This is a genomic window from Flammeovirgaceae bacterium SG7u.111, from assembly GCA_034044135.1.
Classification (GTDB): domain Bacteria; phylum Bacteroidota; class Bacteroidia; order Cytophagales; family Flammeovirgaceae.
On sequence record CP139021.1, the window covers coordinates 7,169,222 to 7,186,676 of the forward strand.

Here is a 17,455-nt window from a genome sequence, read left to right on the forward strand (position 1 = left end):
TCTTCGGGAACGTTCTATTATTTGTTTTTTAATAGTAATAAACTGAATAAAAAAACTCTCCGCCCCAGTAGATATGTATATTTATAACAGAGCAACTCAAATAGTGTTAATCATCATATAGAAGTTGTCTAAAGCAAGGGGTTTCATGCCGAGAATGAGCCTCCGTAGCAGCGAACGACTTTGGTCTAGACGCTTCAATTTTGACTCGGACTGGTCACACAGACAAATAGTCGGTGATTATTTAAGGAAAAATTGACCGGGCAGTCACTACTGGAAGTATAGGGCGAAACCGAGTATTCGTAGACGAAAGATTTTACTTTAGACAACTTTATAAACTCACTCACCTAATTGCCAAACACATGCGAATCATACTTTTTACGGGGAAAGGAGGAGTAGGCAAAACTACTATAGCCGCCGCTACTGCTCACCGTGCTGCCAAAGCCGGATACAAAACGCTCATTATCTCTACCGACCCCGCCCACAGCCTTTCCGACGCCCTAGATGTAGAACTCGGTCCCGAACCTACTTTTGTAAACGAAAACCTCGAGGGACAGGAGCTAGACGTATATTATTCGATGAAAAAATATTGGGGCAACATGCGGCAACTCATGCTCCAAGTTTTGCGCTGGCAAGGAATGGAAAACATGTTGGCAGAAGAAATGGCGGTGCTCCCCGGTATGGAAGAAGCGTCGGCTTTTTTATGGTTGGAAAAATTTTATGAAGAGGATGAATACGATCTGATAGTGATAGACAGTGCCCCTACAGGCGAAACCCTCACGCTTTTGACCTTGCCCCAAGTGAGTAAATGGTGGGTAAGCAAGGCATTCCCTTTCCAGAAAACTACGGTAAAAACAGTTGGGTCCATCATCAGAAATGTAACAGGCGTACCAGTAGACCGTGGCTACATGGAGCTGGAAAATATATTTGATAAGCTGGAAAAAATCCAAAAGGTCTTTGCCGATCCCGAAGTCAGTTCTATCCGTTTGGTGGCTAACCCTGAGCGAATGGTGGTGCAAGAAGCCAAGCGGGCGTTTACCTATCTTCAGCTCTATGGCTATAATGTAGATGCGGTGGTGGTGAACAAAGTTTTGCCTCAAGAAGAAATCCCTACTGCATTTTCCAAATACCTTGTTTCCCAAGAAAAATACCTGATGGAAATAGAAAACAGTTTTTCTCCATTGCCTATTTTTAAAGTAGAGCATGCTGGCGAAGAGGTATTTGGTGAAAAGCTGTTGACAAACATAGGTGAACAGATCTACGGGAAAAATGACCCTACAAAAGTGTATTTTAGCGAAAAGCCTTTTCAAATAACCGAACTAAAAAATGCTTTTGAGGTGAAAGTAAAATTACCTTTGGTAAAAAATACAGATTTCAAAGTGAGAAAATCGGGTGATGAATTGATCATCCAGTTGCAAAACCAAAGAAAAAACATTTTTTTGCCTCGGTTTACGCACTTTTACGAAATGGGCTCTTGCACCTACGACAATCCTTGGCTCACAGTAAGACTTGAAGCCTCGGAAGAAAGATAAAACAAGGAAACTATGGACTCGGAAACTAGTCAAATGATATGGGACGCCGCTTTTGGCAATGCGATAAACTTGCTGATTTTTGTATTGGCAGCGGTAAATGCCATTGTGCTCACCAAAGCTTATACCCAAATAAAACAACTGAAAAAAGATCTTTTTGAAGGAGATGCCCCGCTTGAACGATTTGTAAGAAAAAGGCTTGGGCAAGAAGGTGATATCGAGAATCAGCTTCGAAGCAACTTCAGCAAAATGGAAGACTCTTACAATGCAGCCACCCGCTGGTTCCATATTTTTTCCTCTATCATTTCCGTGTTTCCCCTGCTCGGGATTTTAGGGACAATTTTAGGTATCATCCCCGCCGTGTCAGACTTGGGCGACATCACCGATTCGTTCTCTTTAGCTCTTGTTTCTACTCTGCTAGGCGTGAGCTTTGCAGGGATTTTTAAGATCTTTGAAGGCATTCTTTCCGGAGATTTCACCATCATCTCCGAGCGAATTACCGTACTCACCAGCGATGTGACCAAGCATATTATTGAGAAGGAAGTACAAGGCTTAGTTACAAAAAAAGGGTAAATTTCAATTTTGACCGAAATTAGACCTTATCAAAAATTTAATCGGAAAGGTAAAAAAAGAGCCGCTCAAATTGGCGGCTCAACTAGTTATTCGTTCTCAGGCTTTTCCAACCAATATTGGTTGTAATCATATTTCTTGTGGTTTGGGTAAATCTCGTAATACGATTCCGATACCTTTCTGAATAATCGCTCCCTCAAATCATTAAAATTATCTTTCTCCGTAGCAGAAATAAACACCGCATTTTGCGATTTTGCCAAATAACTTTCTTTTAGTTCATCTATAGTAGCAGGAGGAGTTTCTTCCTCAAATGGCGGATATTCCTTTGGTTGGAACAAATCAATCTTGTTGAAGACCAAAATGGTTGGCTTATCAGCCGCTTTTATATCCTGTAGCGTTTGGTTCACCACCTCCATGTGCTCCTCAAACGATTCGTGGGAAATATCAATCACATGTAGCAAAATATCTGCTTCTACTATCTCGTCGAGCGTAGATTTGAAACTCTCGATAAGCGTAGTAGGCAGTTTTCTGATAAACCCGACCGTATCAGTCAGCAAAAAGGGGATATTGTGCATCACAATTTTCCTTACCGTAGAATCTACCGTGGCAAACAACTTGTTTTCGGCAAATACATCCGATTTGGAAAGCGCCCGCATAATGGTCGATTTGCCCACATTGGTATAGCCCACCAAAGCAACCCTAACTTGCCTATCTCTCGACTTTCTCCTTACGGCGCTTTGCTTATCTATTTTCTCCAGCTTCTTCTTCAGGATCGAAATTTTATCCCGAATAATCCTTTTATCTGTTTCAAGTTCCGTTTCACCAGGACCTTTCATACCGATACCCCCTTTCTGGCGGGAGTGGTGCGTCCAAAGGTTGGTCAACCTTGGCAACATGTATTGGTATTGGGCTAACTCTACTTGGGTTCTCGCTTGGGCTGTTTGCGCCCTTTTCATAAAAATCTGGAGAATCAACAAACTTCGGTCTATTACAAGGCAATCCTTCAGCTCCTTATCCAAGTTTTTAACATGAGCTGTTGATAAATCATCGTCAAAAATGACCATGCCTATTTCATGCTCTTTGATAAAAGCAACAATCTCCTCCAGCTTTCCCTTTCCTACAAAGGTCCGGGTATCGGGCCTTTCAAGCTTTTGGACAAAAACTTTTTTGGTTTCCACGCCCAAGGTCTTCGCCAAAAAGGCAAGTTCGTCGAGGTATTCCATTGTTTTTTCCTCAGTCTGATCTTGACTTTTTACCGCTACAAGTACCGCTTTGGGCTTATCGTGCTTTTGGGTGTATTCAAATTCCTTCTTCACTCACATCTAAATTAAAATCCCTACAATCTCAAACTTATCGAAAACATTCTCATTGTGAGGAGCATCCCCAAGTTCTTCGGTGAGGTCTTGCCCAGCCCAATGTTCGTAATGCTTTCCGTTTCGCCATAACCTAGAGTCCGTCACATCATATATAACCCCTTGGTAGGCACACCATATTTCGTCTCTGTCATTCCCGTTGCGCAATGCCAATTGCTGCACTGTATACTTTGGGTATTTATCTGCCATTTATACGTTCACATGTTTTTCGGCATGGTACGATGACCTTACCAACGGACCTGATTCTACATATTTCAACCCTCTTTTGAGTCCTTCTTCTTTGAAGAAAGCAAACTTATCAGGGTGAATAAACTCTGCTACTTCTATGTGCATTTTGGTAGGCTGGAGATACTGACCCAAAGTCAAAATATCGCAACCATGCTGCACCAAATCATCCATTAGTTTGAACACTTCATCATCAGTTTCGCCTAAGCCGAGCATTGCACCAGACTTGGTTCTTTTCCCAAAGTCTTTTGTTCTTTTTATCTGCTCCAAACTGCGTACATACCTGCCTTGTGGTCTTACTGTCCGGTAAAGACTTTCTACAGTTTCCATGTTGTGGGAAACCACCTCTTGCCCTGGGTTTATCATCGTGATAAGTGCGTCCCAGTTGTTCCTTACATCAGGAATAAGCGTTTCTATGGTTGTTTCTGGACTTTGAATTTTAATTTCCTTTACCGTATCGTGCCAAATGGCAGCTCCTCTGTCTTTCAGCTCATCTCTGTTTACCGAAGTAAGCACGGCGTGTTTCACTTTCATCAACTTCACGGCCTCGCCTACTCTCTTTGGTTCTTCCGCATCGTACTCGTTTGGCCTACCCGTAGCTACTGCACAAAAAGAGCAACCTCTGGTACATACATTACCCAAAATCATGAACGTGGCAGTACCTGCTCCCCAGCATTCGCCCATATTGGGGCAATTGCCGCTTTCGCAAATCGTATGAAGTTTATATTCATCTACTAATTGGCGCACATTTCTGTACTCTTTGCCCACTGGCAATTTCACTCTCAACCAATCTGGTTTCCTTTTTCTTTCTTGAGGTATAACTGGTAATTCTATCATCTGCTTTCTTCAATAAGTAAAAACAAGGAAAATATATTTATCAACAAAATATGTTGTTAAGATGCCTCTCGCCACTATCCAACCAAATTCCACTTCCTAAAATTCACTTTTACTGCTTTCTTGATTTAGGAATGAACCCTATGAGTATCATCTCTTTGCAAAAATACCCATAAAAAACTATTTATGGTGATAGAATGCAAGAAGCTGTATTTTTTAGCCATTTTGGGTTCTTACTTGTCTTAAAACATCTTCCCTTATTAAACATTTTCTCCTAGTTTTGTTTTGCCCTTTGTATGGAAAGCAAAAAATATAAGAAGGGCAACTTACCTACCAAAACATGCTCTACCTGTGGCAAACCATTTGAATGGCGAAAGAAATGGAAAAGCTGCTGGGAAGATGTGAAATATTGCAGCGAAAAATGTAGGAGAAATAAACCTTAAAAAGGAACTCCTCTCCTACTTTCCGAATTATAACAACTTAGCTTTCACACGTGCATTTTTTTTGCTTGAACAAACACATTTTTAGAACCATAACTATTTGGCTAATGCCACAAACAACCCAAACCAAAACCGATACAGCACCAAGGCTTATCGACTGGCTTACCTTGGTGCTCCTTTCATTGATATGGGGTAGCTCTTTTATTTTGATCAAAAAATCGTTGATCGCTTATAGCTTCGACCAAGTCGGCGCCCTTCGGGTAATTACTGCTTACCTATTTCTGTTGCCCGTGGCTATTTTGAGTTTGAGAAAAGTACCTAAAGGAAAATGGGGGTACATAGTAGCCATGGGCTTGCTTGGCAATTTCATCCCTGCTTTTCTCTTTGCAAAAGCGCAAACGCAAATACCCAGTTCGGTAACAGGTGTGCTCAATGCACTTACCCCGCTTTTTACACTTATTGCAGGCGTTCTTTTCTTCAAAGTTGGGATAAAGCGTACCCAGCTCATAGGACTGATTATTGGTTTTGGCGGCTGTGTAATCCTTAGCTTAGTAGGAAGTGATGGAGGATTTGGGCAGGTAAATTATTATTTTTCATTTATCATATTGGCTACCATCTGCTACGGGATAAACGCCAATATTATAAAGGTACACCTGACTACTATCCCAGCCCTAAGGCTTACCGCCTTAGCCATGTTCGGAATAGGCCCTTTGGCAATTATCTACTTGCTCACTACAGATTTTACGTATAGATTAGCCAATACAGAAGGAGCGTGGCTAGCTCTTGGATACCTCACCATATTAGGTGTGTTGGGTACTGCCATCGCCTTGGCTATTTTCAACAAAATGATTCAATATACTTCAGCTGTTTTTGCCACTTCGGTAACTTACATTATTCCCATAGTAGCTATAGCATGGGGAGTTTTTGATGGCGAAGTGCTAGAAACTTATCATTATGTGGGTATGGTAGCTATTATTATTGGTGTATTTATCACCAACCGCAGCAAATAACATTCATAAAAAAAGCAGCCTAATGGCTGCTTTTAAATTGATTCTAGTTTTTAAGCTTTTTATATTTTCCTTTATATCCTTTCATCTTTCTTTTCTCCCTCCTCGATGTAATCGGTTTCCTTGGCTTGTCGGCTTTTACTTTTTGTACCCCTCCTAGCCTAAAGCCTTTGCCTTTCTTAGGACCTCCGCTACCAAAATAACCAACATTATCGTTGCTCATGAACACATAGCGTAATACAATTTCATCAGAACTTCCTATGTCATTCGAATATTCATTGGCAAACGACTGGCGAGAGTACCCAATGGTAAAATAATCGTAATGCAATGCGGCAGATACATTATAGGTTGTATTTGTCCTATAAGCGCCCCCCACAGTTAGGAGATCGTTGTACGTATAATACACCCCGATATCGAGCAAGTTTTCAAAATATTTGACCGTACGATAGTTCAAGCGAGGTTCCAATACATCTCTATCATTTGCCACTGGCAAGAAAAAAGCAGCTTGGAACGTGGCAAATTCTGTAAAAAGATTTCCCGAAGGGTCTGAGTTGTCAGAAGAAAAGAAATTGATCATCCGGTTCATAGATGCCCCAACCGAATAATAGGTAGACCTCAGGTTAGCCCCGAAAGTAAAGTCGAAACCATTATACCCAGGATAGTTCAAAATAAGTGGGTCTGTCTCATTTATCACCCTCACATCACTCAAGTCTATCCTATTATTGAAATATTCACCTTGCAAGCCAAAAGAGAGTGTAGTGTTATAGCTAACAGGGAGATGATATGCCCCAGCCCCAGATACATAAAAGGTATTGAACAAGTTGATTTTCTCATTGAAGAAGTTTAGGCTCGCACCTATACTTCCGTCCATTAATGGAGCTTGAGCCATAAAGTACGAATTGTTCACTTTTCTATCTAAGCCATTCCACGCATTTTGGAACGCCAAATCGATAGAGCCTTCCGTTAAGCCCGAAAGAGCAGGGTTATAAAAGACTGAATTGCTAAATTTTTGGGTAAATACCGGCAGCTCTTGGGCAGTGGCAACCCCATTGGCAATCCATAAGCTCAGCAGAAAGAAGAGTATTTTAAAGTTTTTCATTATAATATTTTTTTCATGCACGAATGTATGTTTGTCAAATAAATACAACAATAGGCTATGGCCTTATTACTGCTACTATCTCCCTCAGAGGCTCTTTTCCTGATTCATTGAACTTCACTATACAGATGTAATTGCCAGGAGGAAGTGGCTTGCCAGAAAAATCGACAGCATTCCAATCGTTTTGATAGCCAGATGTTTTGAATACTTCGAAACCCCATTTGTTGAGAATGGTCACTTCACCGTCTGGGAAGAATTCGATATTTTCAATATAAAGCACCTCGTTCATTCCATCGGCATTTGGTGTGATCACGTTCATGATGGTCAGCTCCACATCGCTATCAATAATAGTAAGCGTAACTATAGCTGTGTTGTTTGTTTCATCTTCCTCATCTACTTCACCATCGGCATCAGCTACAAATATGAGGAAGTAGGTTCCTGGTTCTGTATCTACTGGCACGGTAAGGGCGAAGAATTTGCTATCCTCATCATTGAGGTCTAGCGAGCTTATATCTTGGGAAGAAACCTCAATATCATCGGCACCTAAGACTGTATCGGCAGATAAATACACCCTCATTGTGGTCGGTTGGGCTACCTCATCGCTGATATTTAGCACAGCAGCTTGTGCCTGAACTGTTCCCCTACTGGTAATTTGACCGGGGGTAATACTGGCAGAAGAAATAACTAAATCTGGTTTTACCAACCTCACTTCTATAGTAACTTCCGTTGGTGGGCTAATACAACCGGCAAACTCTTGGGTCACATAATAGGTAATAACCCCAGGCATAGAAGTATCAAAATCTGGCGGATAGACTTCGCCCGTAAAAAGCGAATCGGTTAAGGTAGAATCAGAATACCATTTGATGATCACACCTGGTTCACTGCCGCTAGCCACTAAAGGCGTAGGCGGGTTTCCAAGTTTGATTACTGGCTGGTAAGAAACCTCTGGAGCACCTAAGTCCGGCCCTAAAGTAACTGGAGTTTCATCTGTAAAACCTGATGAAGTATCGGTCACTCTAACCAAAGCAGCTCCATCTTTTGTCCAAACTATTCGAACCGGGTTATCAGTAGTCTCACCTAAAATAGTACCACCAACTACTTCCCATATAAATGACCCATCTATTGGTTCTGCTGAATAGGTAACTGTATCTCCCATACAGGCAATATCAGAGCCTATGATACTTACAGGGTCGCCAATAATAATTTCAACAGGTCTGCTGTATAATACTAGACCAGGTACATCAGGGTTAGTTATCTCTGCCCAATACAAACCTGCATCTTCAGCTTGTACATCAGTCAGATCAAATGTATTCACATTTAAAACCATTATTTCCACTCCGTCTTTGAACCACTTATAGCTACTAGTAGTAATAAATGGATCAATTTCAAGGTCAATGGTATAGTCGTCACCAATGTCAAGGTTAACCGATCCGCCAGGACCTACACTATCTTGGGGCGAATACTGATCTTCGCCTATGTCAAAATATTTTATATTGTCAGGAAGAAAGTCTTCAAAAGTCAACTGGTTATCTTGTATAAATACGATGACACTATCGAGCGACTCCATATCAGGCAAGCCAGTAAATTGGTTTTCGTTCAAAAGCAATACCCTGAGGCTATCCATCTGAGTAAATTCAACAGGAACATCTCCACTCAATGAATTACTCGTAAGGAATAACTCCACCAAGTTGTCCATATCCGCAATCTCTGGAGGGACATTGGAAATTTGGTTATTTGAAAGGTTGAGCGAATACAAAGAATCTAACTCGGCAATTTCGGCAGGAATAGTTCCGCTAAAAGCGTTATTGCTCAATGAAAGATCAACAAGGCTTGTCATATCTCCAATTTCTTCGGGGAGTTCATCGTCCAGCTGGTTTTGATCTAGCCATAGAACCGTAAGGCTAGCTAACTTTCCAAACTCTTTTGGGAAATTCCCTTCAAGCTGATTGTTAAATAGAGATAAAGTATCGAGCATAAAGAGTTTACCAAGTTCCTCAGGAATAGTATCGCTCAAAGTATTATTCTCCATTTTCAATACCCTTAAGTTCACTAGGTCTCCAAGCTCGCTAGGAATTTCTCCTGATAAAACATTATCGGCAAGTACCAGTCTTTCCAGACTTACTATTGACCCAAGTTCGGCAGGCACTTCACCATTTAAGTTATTTCCAGTTAAATCCAGCTCATCTACACAACCCAAAGCATTGGTACTTACACCATGCCAAGTGCTCATAAGTGTATCTAAGTTCCAAGTCTCCACCCAGTTGCCTCCGTTGGTACTATTATACAAAGTAACCAAAGCAAGTGAGTCGTCAACCCGGCAAGAAAGATCTGTTACAATAATTTCTACAGGGCGGGTATTAAGTGTAAGCGTTGGCGCAGACAGGTTTGTCACGACAACAGTATAAATTCCTTCATCAGCTTCTTGGGCATCGTTTATTGGAAGTTTATTTTCATTTGGCGCACCAACTATTTCTACACCGTCTTTAAACCAAGTATAGACATTCCCTTCTACTGTAGCATCAAAACCTAAATCTATCGTATAATTTTCTCCTGGGTTCAAAAATACAGTTCTCGCCTCTCCAATACTATCTTGAGGTGCATAAGCAAGACCAGTGTTCAATACATTATTAGGAAGTAAATCTTCAAAAGTGAGTTGATTATTGATAATAATGATATTATCAATATTCGTGTACGTATCTAGGTCGTCGGGAAGCTCATCGTAAAGGTTTCTACTCAAGTTCAATGTCTCTAAGTTTGCCAAGTTCCGAAGTTCCTCGGGCAGTTCCCCTCCCAAGCTATTGTCCCTCAGATCAAGTGTCCGCAAATTACTCAAGCCTCCAAAGCTTGACGGGATTTCTCCACTTAGGTTATTTCTACTCAGGTTAAGAACCTCAAGAGCCGAAAGCGAACCTAACGACGCAGGAATTTCCCCGCTCAGGTCGTTCGATGACAAATTCATTTCTCTCAGGTTGGCCAATGAGCCCAAGGTAGCCGGAATAGGTCCGGAAAGTTCATTTTCACTGAGGTTGAGCCTTTGCAAGTTCGTAAGATTACCCATATTCGGGATCGTGTCGCTCAGGTTGTTTTTATCTAGAAAAAGATCTTCGAGCAGGGAAAGGGAATCGATTTCTGGAGGGATAGAGCCTGTTAGCCCATTGTCGGTCAGCCTGATGCTTATCACGCAAGTATCGGCGTTTACCTCCACACCAAACCATTCAGTTATAGGAGTATTCAGGTCCCAAGTAGTTTTCCAGCTTGCCCCGTCGGTAGCATTGTAGAGCGCCACCAAAGACTCCCTATCGTTGCAGGCACCTTGGGCAAAAGAGGAATGCGAAGTAGCCAATAATACTAGCAACAGAGGTAAAAGCAGTATTTTTTTGACAACAGCGAGCTCAACTAACTGAAGCTTATTGGTAAATACTTTCTTGTTCATATTCTCTTTAGTTGTTTTATAGTTTTTTCGAAGTTGCAAAAAGCAGAGCTTGCGTATAATTTCTTCATCAATACTACATCTGCAGTACCCTATTTATTAATCAGTAAACTGTTTAGTGCAAGAGTGGTTCTTAATTTCTTTCTTGAAAAGAGCCACCAATATAGGTTAGTTAAAATGTAGCTGAAATTATTCGAAGATAAGAAAACCTTACATAAGTACTGTTTTACTACCAATCTTCACTATATCATCAAAAACCATTCAAATTATAGTTCTTCAGTGCAAAGACTCTTTTTTTGCATAAAAAGAAGGAATCATATTCGTAAAAAAATATACAAAATTCTCAAATAGATACAACAAACTTACATATTGAGAATGCAAAATGCATTATGAGCCTTGGGCTTATTAACTGTTTTTAAGCAATCAAATATTAACAAGTGACCTGTCAGGTTTTCTCGTTTTATTTACGATAACAGAAAAATATTTGGGAAAGAAATAAGAAGCTGTTCACCACAAATGTTTAGGTGAAGAGCGTGGCGAAAGCTATTTTTGCTTACATTTCACAAAACCAAATACAACCCGAGCAGCACTGCCTAAACCAAAAACACAGCACATGGAGAAAAGATGGGATTTTAAAGCAATACCTGAGGAAGAGTTGATCGATTCGCTTTCGGAAGAAATTAACGTAAGCAAACCAATGGCAACTATTTTGTGCCAAAGGGGAATCTCTACCTTCGAGCAAGCCAAGGCTTTTTTCCGCCCCCAGCTCTCCGACCTGCACGACCCTTGGCTCATGAAAGACATGGACATTGCCATCGACCGCATCAACAAAGCCATCGAAAACGAGGAGAAAATATTGATTTATGGCGATTATGACGTGGATGGCACTACATCGGTTGCTTTGGTTTTTGGGTATCTCAACAAATTTTACCAAAAACTCGACTTTTACGTACCCGACCGCTACAAGGAAGGCTACGGAATTTCCCAAAGAGGAGTTGATTATGCTCACCAAGAAGGTGCTAGCCTCATTATCGCCTTGGACTGCGGAATAAAAGCGTTGGACAAAGTAGAATATGCCAAGAAATTTGGGATTGACTTTATCATCTGCGACCACCACAACCCCGGCGAGAATCTTCCAAAAGCAGTCGCCGTACTTGACCCCAAGCGCAAAGACTGTCCGTACCCATTCAAAGAACTTTCGGGCTGCGGAATTGGCTACAAGCTCTTGCAGGCCCTTGCCCAAACAAGGAACTTGCCTCAAGAAGATTTACTCGAAATGCTCGATCTTCCTGCCATCAGCTCGGCCTGCGACATCGTTCCGCTCAACGGGGAAAACAGGATTTTGGTGAAATATGGCCTAGAACTGCTCAACGAAGAACCAAGAACTGGGTTGAAAGCGCTGATTGTTACCACGGCTAGGGAAGGAACAATTGATGTAAATTCGATGGTATTTGGCCTTGGACCAAGGATAAACGCCGCTGGCAGAATTGCCCACGCAAACCAAGCCGTAAAACTACTTTTGTCGGAAGACGAAGAAGAAGCGCAGGACATTGCCAAACAGGTAAACAACAATAACACCCTCCGAAAGACTTTTGATGAGAGCATCACAGGAGAAGCTTTGGCGCTGATTGAAGAGCATGTTGCCCCAGATGCAACTTCGTCGGTACTTTACAAATCGGATTGGCACAAAGGGATTGTGGGGATTGTGGCTTCTAGGTGTATTGAAAAGTATTACCGACCGACCATTATCCTAACCGAATCGAATGGGAAGGCGACTGGCTCTGCCCGCTCGGTAGATGGATTCGATTTGTACGAAGCAATTTCCGAATGTTCTGAATTTTTGGAGCAGTACGGCGGGCACAAGCATGCAGCGGGAATGACGCTGCAAATTGAAAATATAAAGGGCTTTGCCGAAAAGTTTGAGGAAGTGGTAAGCTCACGTATTACCCCAGAACAGCTCGTCCCAAAAATCAATATCGATCTTCAAATCGACCTAGATCAAATCAACTATAACTTTTACAAGGTAATGAGGCAAATGGCACCTTTCGGTCCTGCCAACATGCACCCTGTATTTGTTTCCGAAGTTGTTTGTTCCGAAGGTCATTGGAAACTTTTGAAAGAAAAGCATCTGAAACTTTCGGTTAGGCAAGAAGGAACAGATCGCTATTTCAATGCTATTGGCTTTAGTATGGAAGAGTTTTATGATCAGATTGAGCCAGAAGTCCCTTTCTTAATTTGCTACAATATAGAAGAGAATATATTTAGGGGGGAGAAGTCTTTACAGCTCCATCTCAAGGATTTGAAATTCCCCAACCACCAAGCTTAAAACCGCTTGAGATCAGAAGAAGTAAATCGCCATTCGGGAGTGATGAGCATTCCCGATTCTTTTATTTTTTCTACTTCGTACCAAGCACCAAGAGTTTGGTCAGTAGGGTTTACCAGCACGTGAATATCTTGGGCAGGCATATAGCTTTGGGCGAGCATTATCACTTTTTTACCAGAAGTAGAAACTGCCATGTCCACCACTATTATGGCATGCCCTGGAAAACCTCCTTGTATAAATACATCTCCGATTTCTACCTCCGAAATAGCTACCGGCTTTAGCTCCTTACTGAGCGAGGCTGTACCTGCATACATAAATATCCAAGTCATGTATTTTCTGAGGCTAGTATGCGTCCCGTTTGAAGAAGATGAAGCTACCCAAAGTGCCTTATTTCCCTTTACGGAAATCTTATAGCCATTTTTCCATTTTGCAAACGGCATATTTTGTCCATTGGTAAAGTTGAAATGGATGTTATCATATTTTTTTACAGAATAAAGATATTCCGCCCTTAGCCTCATTACCGCATCGGCACATTGCTGCAAATCCCTTTTGCCCACATCTATATTTACTACCGCGGCATGGTGACCTTGGGAGTATTTCTTGTCCCCGTTATATAACCTAACTTCTGACCCCTTGGGTTTTAAGGGTAAAAAACGAAGCCATTCACCATAGCTATTGGCTTTTTCATCGCTGCGTGTATAATTTGCTGGAGGGGCGATTTTTGAAATACGTTCTTTCTCACCATTCTCCGTGTCTAACCATAAGTACCTCGGATTGCCTTTGGGCAAAGAATCGCTCCCAACTTCGGGTATTACTGCTTTAGAACCTTTCTCTGGCACAGCAGCTATGGGCGCAGATTGCTGTTGAGTACAAGAAAGTAAAAACAGCAATAGCGATGTAAAAAGAAAAATGCGATACATATTTTGGGAAGTTGATTTTATGTTCATCCGCATCCTTACTTAGGATGTAAACTACTTTACATTTTTTTAACCCTACAATTTTCAACAAAGCTTAGCTTAAGAGCCCTATATTTGTACATCCATTTTATAAAAAGCAAAGAGGTTTCATGAGAGTTTCATACGTTTTTATTTGCATGGCAATATTGTGGGCAAGTTCCTGCCTTGAAGAAGACACTACTCCACCAGATGTAGAAGGGCTTACGCTAACTACAGGTGAGGGTTACGTTCAAGATGCCACTTCCGAAACAGTAAACATTCCTGGGGATATCAGAATAGAGGGGGCTTTCTCGGACGATGTGCTTTTACTTCAATTCATCACTACATTAGATGCAAATTTTGAAACTAATTATCCTCTTTCTAACCAAACTAGCATCACTCAGGTAGATACGTTTTATATAGCTGGAAATGCGAGTGTGGCAGACAGAAAACTAACAGTAAGCAATGAAGCGGCAAGTGGCAAATACACCCTAAACTTCGTAGCATCGGACGAGCGCGAAAATGAGGCTAACCTAGGCCCTTTTGAAATTAATATCCAAAACAACTTGCCCTTTATTGGGCTAAACATGCCTACAACAGATAGCGTTGCTCTTCCTCAAAGTGAGGTTTTAAATATAGAAGGACTTGTTAGTGCCCATGAAAATCTTAGCACCTTGACTATCGAACTTACTACCGATTCAACAGAGTTTTTGGTTGGAAGCTTTTCCGATATAAAAGAGCTAACATTCACCATTGATACTAGCTATACATCCACTGAAAAGGGGCTGCACGAGTTAGTAATATCTGCTGAAGACAGCTTAGGCAACAAATCTGAACAGAGAAGCCTTGTCAATTTCTTATAACAAAAACTTATTCCAAGACTTCCAACTTATCTCCCAGCGCTACTTTTGAGCCGCTTTCGCAAAGTAGGTTTTGCCCAAACATAATTTTCTTTCCAACTTTTCTGTAGCTAGCCAAGGTCTTTAAGGGTTCCTTCCCTTTTTCCCCTGTAAGCGGGTCGACCGTGGTGAGGACGCAACGGGCACATGGCTTTGAAACTGAAAAAACTGCTTCACCTATTCTAATTTTTTTCCAACCATCTTCTTGGAATGCTTCCCCACCACTCACTACAATGTTTGGCCTGAACCTTTCCATACCAACAGGAGTATCTAAGCGAGAATTGAGATCTGCTAAAGACGCTTCTGATATCAATAAAAAAGGAAAACCATCGGCAAAGCTTACCAATTTTTCACCTGGGTTATAATCCTTTTCCACCAACCTTTCGCTAATATCTGGCATATACACTACTTGGCATTCCTTGTCCAAAAACTCACTCATCCACCTGTTTAGTTTTTCATCGGGAGCTATAGCTTCACATTCATCGCCCCACACTTCCACTTCTACCGTTTTGCCCATCGTCGGCTCTGAGGTAAAAGCGTAAGCCCCCATGTTGGGAGCATGAATTTCAATTTTACCATCTTTTAGCTGAGTTTCAACCAGGGCAAGTTGGGTAAAAACCCGCTGTGTCAAAAATTGTCCCTCCATGTCCGTTATCATCCACCTCCGATCATGCGCAAAGCCTGTCTGGCTAATTGTAGCTTTGGGAACAGAAATGCCTTTTGCAGACTTGAGAGGGAAAACAGTAAGTGAGCTGACAGTTATTTTGCTATCCATGATTTAATATTTTTTCGATGATTGGAATAATTTGATCTTCGCTTTCTAGTTCAAAAAGCATTTCTTTCTTTACTAGTTTAAGCATTTTATCTAACATCGGGTGATTTCCTACTTTCACAAAAAACATCTCTCCTTTTTTCTTCACCAAGATGCTTACTATCGTTTTAATGATACCCAATTCTTCAGCATCATTAAGAGATAACACCAAAACAATAGGTTTTGACTCTTCGATGAGCTGTTTTGCATAGGTTAGCATTGATTGGTCGGAGTGGTTATCAACATCAAAGAAAGGTATATGTTTATATCTCGCTTTGAAAGAAACAGCCCAATCCTTTTGATAAGAATAATCCAAGCCATTGTTCAACTCTCCATAAAAAAGCAACCTTGATGTGTTATCCATGTTAGTTTGATTCAAAAAAATCCTTTGATTGACTAGTGATGTTTAAATTTTTCTACCTAAACTTGAGAAGAGGTTTTGTACACGGCTCCATAACTATTTTTTTTACCACCCTCAGAAAGTTTTTTCCAAAAATGAGAATCTTCATCTGAAATCAAGATAACTAACAGGTAATAAAGATCTTTTTGTACAGTTTTGTAGAAATATGTATTTTGGCATTGGATTTTCTTATGAATAAATAGCACCTACCCAAGAGGTATGGCAAACTAGCTAGGCAATTAATCAATTAAACCAAGGGAATTAACATGTACTACCACAACCTAAATGCGTTTAAACGCATTTTCTCTCTTTCTTCTTTCAACCCAACTAAAATCCATCAAAGGTTAGCCTATGTATTATTTTTCATCATAGCCCTAACCATATCTTCCAGCTCTTATTCGGCAAATACCAATGCTGTTTCTACTTCTTACCACTTAGTAAAAAAAGGCGAGACGCTATTTGCTATCTCGAGAAAATACAAGGTGACCGTAAGCAAAATCCAACAATTGAATAAAATAAAAGGCAGCAATATTTACGCTGGCCAACGCCTCAAGGTCAACGAAATCTACCGCCCGGTTACAAGTAGGAACAATTCGAAAAGCTACAGTTCTTCCAAAAGGTTCGTTACCACTATTGCTTACGAAAATTATAGGTTTATCCTGCAAGTGAAGCTAAACAGGCAAAAGCTTGGAATGAGATCTACTTACAACAAGAAACATGATATTACTTACGAGGGGGCAAAACTTGCTTCGGTAGAAGATAACATCAGAAGCCGCCATACGGTACACGCTGATGGAATTCGTTACTACGGACAAGAAAGAGCTCACCGAAACTTTATCTACAAATATGCTGGCTACGATATGAAGGTAGCCAAGGCATTGGCTTTCGCATCGTCCAACGAAGGCAGTTTCGATGCACTTAATTTTTACGATGGCTCTGGAAGCATCGGCTTTATCCAATTCAATGCAAAATATGGCGCACTAGGATATTTGCTTGCCTGGACCAAAGAACATCAACCTTTTTTATTCAGGAAATATTTCCAAGAGTTTGGGATCGATGTTGAGTACTACAGACATAACAGTTACACGTACTCCAGCATCAATATGGTTGTAGTAGACCCTAACCTGACTACTGGAAAACTAAAACTGAAGAACAATGATGCGGTTACTTATTTACGTAAGCACAAAGAACTAAGTGGAATCTTCGTGAGGGCATTTAGAAATGAAAACTTAAAAGCTTGCCAAGTTCAGTCTGCGGTACAAATGTTTGTGAAGCCAATTCAAAACTCAAAACTGATTATAGGTAACTACTCATACAGAGCTGGAACTGTGCTAAACTCAGATGCGGGAACAGCTGCCTTGGTTGATCTTAGCGTGAAACTAGGCTCAGACGGGGCGAAGAAATTGCTAGAAAAGGCAATTAAACTTCACCTTGCAAGTAATGGGAAAGGTTATAATTTGGCAGCCTATATACACGATAGGGATATTGTAAAGGCTATAATCAGAGCTAGTTACGATCCAGTTGTACAGAAGCGTATGCAAAAACTCCTCAGCTCGAGCTTAAGTTTTTCTTAGTCTACTATAACA

15 protein-coding genes are annotated in these 17,455 nt (G+C 41.0%); 7 read left to right on the plus strand and 8 right to left on the minus strand.

Annotation, left to right across the window (positions count from 1 at the left end):
* The first annotated feature begins 359 nt into the window (after positions 1-359).
* Together R9C00_27645 and R9C00_27650 are read left to right on the plus strand one after the other, a co-directional pair.
* Positions 360-1,529 (plus strand): ArsA family ATPase, encoded by a 1,170-nt coding sequence (locus R9C00_27645; GenBank protein ID WPO35475.1) that lies wholly within the window; start codon positions 360-362, stop codon positions 1,527-1,529.
* A 12-nt stretch (positions 1,530-1,541) separates the two neighbouring features.
* Complete coding sequence (locus R9C00_27650; protein ID WPO35476.1) at positions 1,542-2,099, plus strand: MotA/TolQ/ExbB proton channel family protein; 558 nt, start codon at positions 1,542-1,544, stop codon at positions 2,097-2,099.
* Between the two features lie 86 nt (positions 2,100-2,185).
* Here R9C00_27650 and hflX read toward each other — a convergent pair whose 3' ends face one another.
* Genes hflX through lipA form a run of 3 tightly spaced genes read right to left on the minus strand, consistent with a single transcriptional unit; the run spans position 2,186 to position 4,531 of the window.
* A complete protein-coding gene (hflX, locus tag R9C00_27655; protein ID WPO35477.1) occupies positions 2,186-3,412 on the minus strand; it encodes a GTPase HflX in 1,227 nt (408 codons plus the stop codon).
* 6 nt (positions 3,413-3,418) lie between these two features.
* A complete protein-coding gene (locus R9C00_27660; protein ID WPO35478.1) occupies positions 3,419-3,658 on the minus strand; it encodes a cytochrome b5 domain-containing protein in 240 nt (79 codons plus the stop codon).
* The gene (gene lipA / locus R9C00_27665) at positions 3,659-4,531 is read right to left on the minus strand and encodes a lipoyl synthase (GenBank protein ID WPO35479.1); all 873 of its coding nucleotides are present in this window, start codon (positions 4,529-4,531) and stop codon (positions 3,659-3,661) included.
* A gap of 293 nt (positions 4,532-4,824) precedes the next feature.
* Between lipA and R9C00_27670 the strand changes: the two genes are divergently transcribed.
* Both R9C00_27670 and R9C00_27675 read left to right on the plus strand, forming a co-directional pair.
* A complete protein-coding gene (locus tag R9C00_27670) occupies positions 4,825-4,971 on the plus strand; it encodes a DUF2256 domain-containing protein (protein ID WPO35480.1) in 147 nt (48 codons plus the stop codon).
* Positions 4,972-5,075: 104 nt separating this feature from the next.
* Positions 5,076-5,978: a DMT family transporter gene (locus R9C00_27675; GenBank protein ID WPO35481.1), complete on the plus strand. Its 903-nt coding sequence runs from the start codon at positions 5,076-5,078 to the stop codon at positions 5,976-5,978.
* A 43-nt stretch (positions 5,979-6,021) separates the two neighbouring features.
* Here R9C00_27675 and R9C00_27680 read toward each other — a convergent pair whose 3' ends face one another.
* Both R9C00_27680 and R9C00_27685 read right to left on the minus strand, forming a co-directional pair.
* On the minus strand, positions 6,022-7,074 hold the full coding sequence (locus tag R9C00_27680; GenBank protein ID WPO35482.1) for a PorP/SprF family type IX secretion system membrane protein: 1,053 nt from the start codon (positions 7,072-7,074) through the stop codon (positions 6,022-6,024).
* A gap of 55 nt (positions 7,075-7,129) precedes the next feature.
* Positions 7,130-10,504 (minus strand): gliding motility-associated C-terminal domain-containing protein, encoded by a 3,375-nt coding sequence (locus tag R9C00_27685; protein WPO35483.1) that lies wholly within the window; start codon positions 10,502-10,504, stop codon positions 7,130-7,132.
* Positions 10,505-11,114: 610 nt separating this feature from the next.
* Between R9C00_27685 and recJ the strand changes: the two genes are divergently transcribed.
* Entirely contained in the window at positions 11,115-12,827 is a 1,713-nt protein-coding gene (gene recJ, locus R9C00_27690; GenBank protein ID WPO35484.1) for a single-stranded-DNA-specific exonuclease RecJ, read from the plus strand.
* Here recJ and R9C00_27695 read toward each other — a convergent pair.
* Entirely contained in the window at positions 12,824-13,744 is a 921-nt protein-coding gene (locus tag R9C00_27695) for a DUF4846 domain-containing protein (GenBank protein WPO35485.1), read from the minus strand. The two genes, recJ and R9C00_27695, sit on opposite strands and share 4 nt — an antisense overlap.
* Positions 13,745-13,917: 173 nt before the next feature.
* Here R9C00_27695 and R9C00_27700 point away from each other — a divergent pair, with 173 nt between their 5' ends.
* Complete coding sequence (locus R9C00_27700) at positions 13,918-14,622, plus strand: hypothetical protein (protein WPO35486.1); 705 nt, start codon at positions 13,918-13,920, stop codon at positions 14,620-14,622.
* Positions 14,623-14,629: 7 nt separating this feature from the next.
* Here R9C00_27700 and R9C00_27705 read toward each other — a convergent pair whose 3' ends face one another.
* Both R9C00_27705 and R9C00_27710 read right to left on the minus strand, forming a co-directional pair.
* On the minus strand, positions 14,630-15,433 hold the full coding sequence (locus tag R9C00_27705; GenBank protein WPO35487.1) for an MOSC domain-containing protein: 804 nt from the start codon (positions 15,431-15,433) through the stop codon (positions 14,630-14,632).
* Positions 15,426-15,833 (minus strand): hypothetical protein, encoded by a 408-nt coding sequence (locus R9C00_27710; protein WPO35488.1) that lies wholly within the window; start codon positions 15,831-15,833, stop codon positions 15,426-15,428. The genes R9C00_27705 and R9C00_27710 overlap by 8 nt, the downstream gene beginning before the upstream one ends.
* A gap of 302 nt (positions 15,834-16,135) precedes the next feature.
* On the opposite strand from R9C00_27710, the gene R9C00_27715 reads away from it, so the two are divergent.
* Positions 16,136-17,443 carry a LysM peptidoglycan-binding domain-containing protein gene (locus tag R9C00_27715; GenBank protein WPO35489.1) on the plus strand — a complete coding sequence of 436 codons (1,308 nt, stop codon included), beginning with the start codon at positions 16,136-16,138 and terminating at the stop codon, positions 17,441-17,443.
* Positions 17,444-17,455: the final 12 nt, after the last annotated feature.

Bases quoted from the DNA above. Each gene is read 5' to 3' on its own strand.
- R9C00_27645 (WPO35475.1), top strand. From the start codon at position 360: ATGCGAATCATACTTTTTACGGGGAAAGGAGGAGTAGGCAAAACTACT.
- R9C00_27650 (WPO35476.1), top strand. From the start codon at position 1,542: ATGGACTCGGAAACTAGTCAAATGATATGGGACGCCGCTTTTGGCAAT.
- R9C00_27660 (WPO35478.1), bottom strand. From the start codon at position 3,658: ATGGCAGATAAATACCCAAAGTATACAGTGCAGCAATTGGCATTGCGC.
- lipA (WPO35479.1), bottom strand. From the start codon at position 4,531: ATGATAGAATTACCAGTTATACCTCAAGAAAGAAAAAGGAAACCAGAT.
- R9C00_27670 (WPO35480.1), top strand. From the start codon at position 4,825: ATGGAAAGCAAAAAATATAAGAAGGGCAACTTACCTACCAAAACATGC.
- R9C00_27675 (WPO35481.1), top strand. From the start codon at position 5,076: ATGCCACAAACAACCCAAACCAAAACCGATACAGCACCAAGGCTTATC.
- R9C00_27680 (WPO35482.1), bottom strand. From the start codon at position 7,074: ATGAAAAACTTTAAAATACTCTTCTTTCTGCTGAGCTTATGGATTGCC.
- R9C00_27685 (WPO35483.1), bottom strand. From the start codon at position 10,504: ATGAACAAGAAAGTATTTACCAATAAGCTTCAGTTAGTTGAGCTCGCT.
- recJ (WPO35484.1), top strand. From the start codon at position 11,115: ATGGAGAAAAGATGGGATTTTAAAGCAATACCTGAGGAAGAGTTGATC.
- R9C00_27695 (WPO35485.1), bottom strand. From the start codon at position 13,744: ATGTATCGCATTTTTCTTTTTACATCGCTATTGCTGTTTTTACTTTCT.
- R9C00_27700 (WPO35486.1), top strand. From the start codon at position 13,918: ATGGCAATATTGTGGGCAAGTTCCTGCCTTGAAGAAGACACTACTCCA.
- R9C00_27705 (WPO35487.1), bottom strand. From the start codon at position 15,433: ATGGATAGCAAAATAACTGTCAGCTCACTTACTGTTTTCCCTCTCAAG.
- R9C00_27710 (WPO35488.1), bottom strand. From the start codon at position 15,833: ATGGATAACACATCAAGGTTGCTTTTTTATGGAGAGTTGAACAATGGC.
- R9C00_27715 (WPO35489.1), top strand. From the start codon at position 16,136: ATGTACTACCACAACCTAAATGCGTTTAAACGCATTTTCTCTCTTTCT.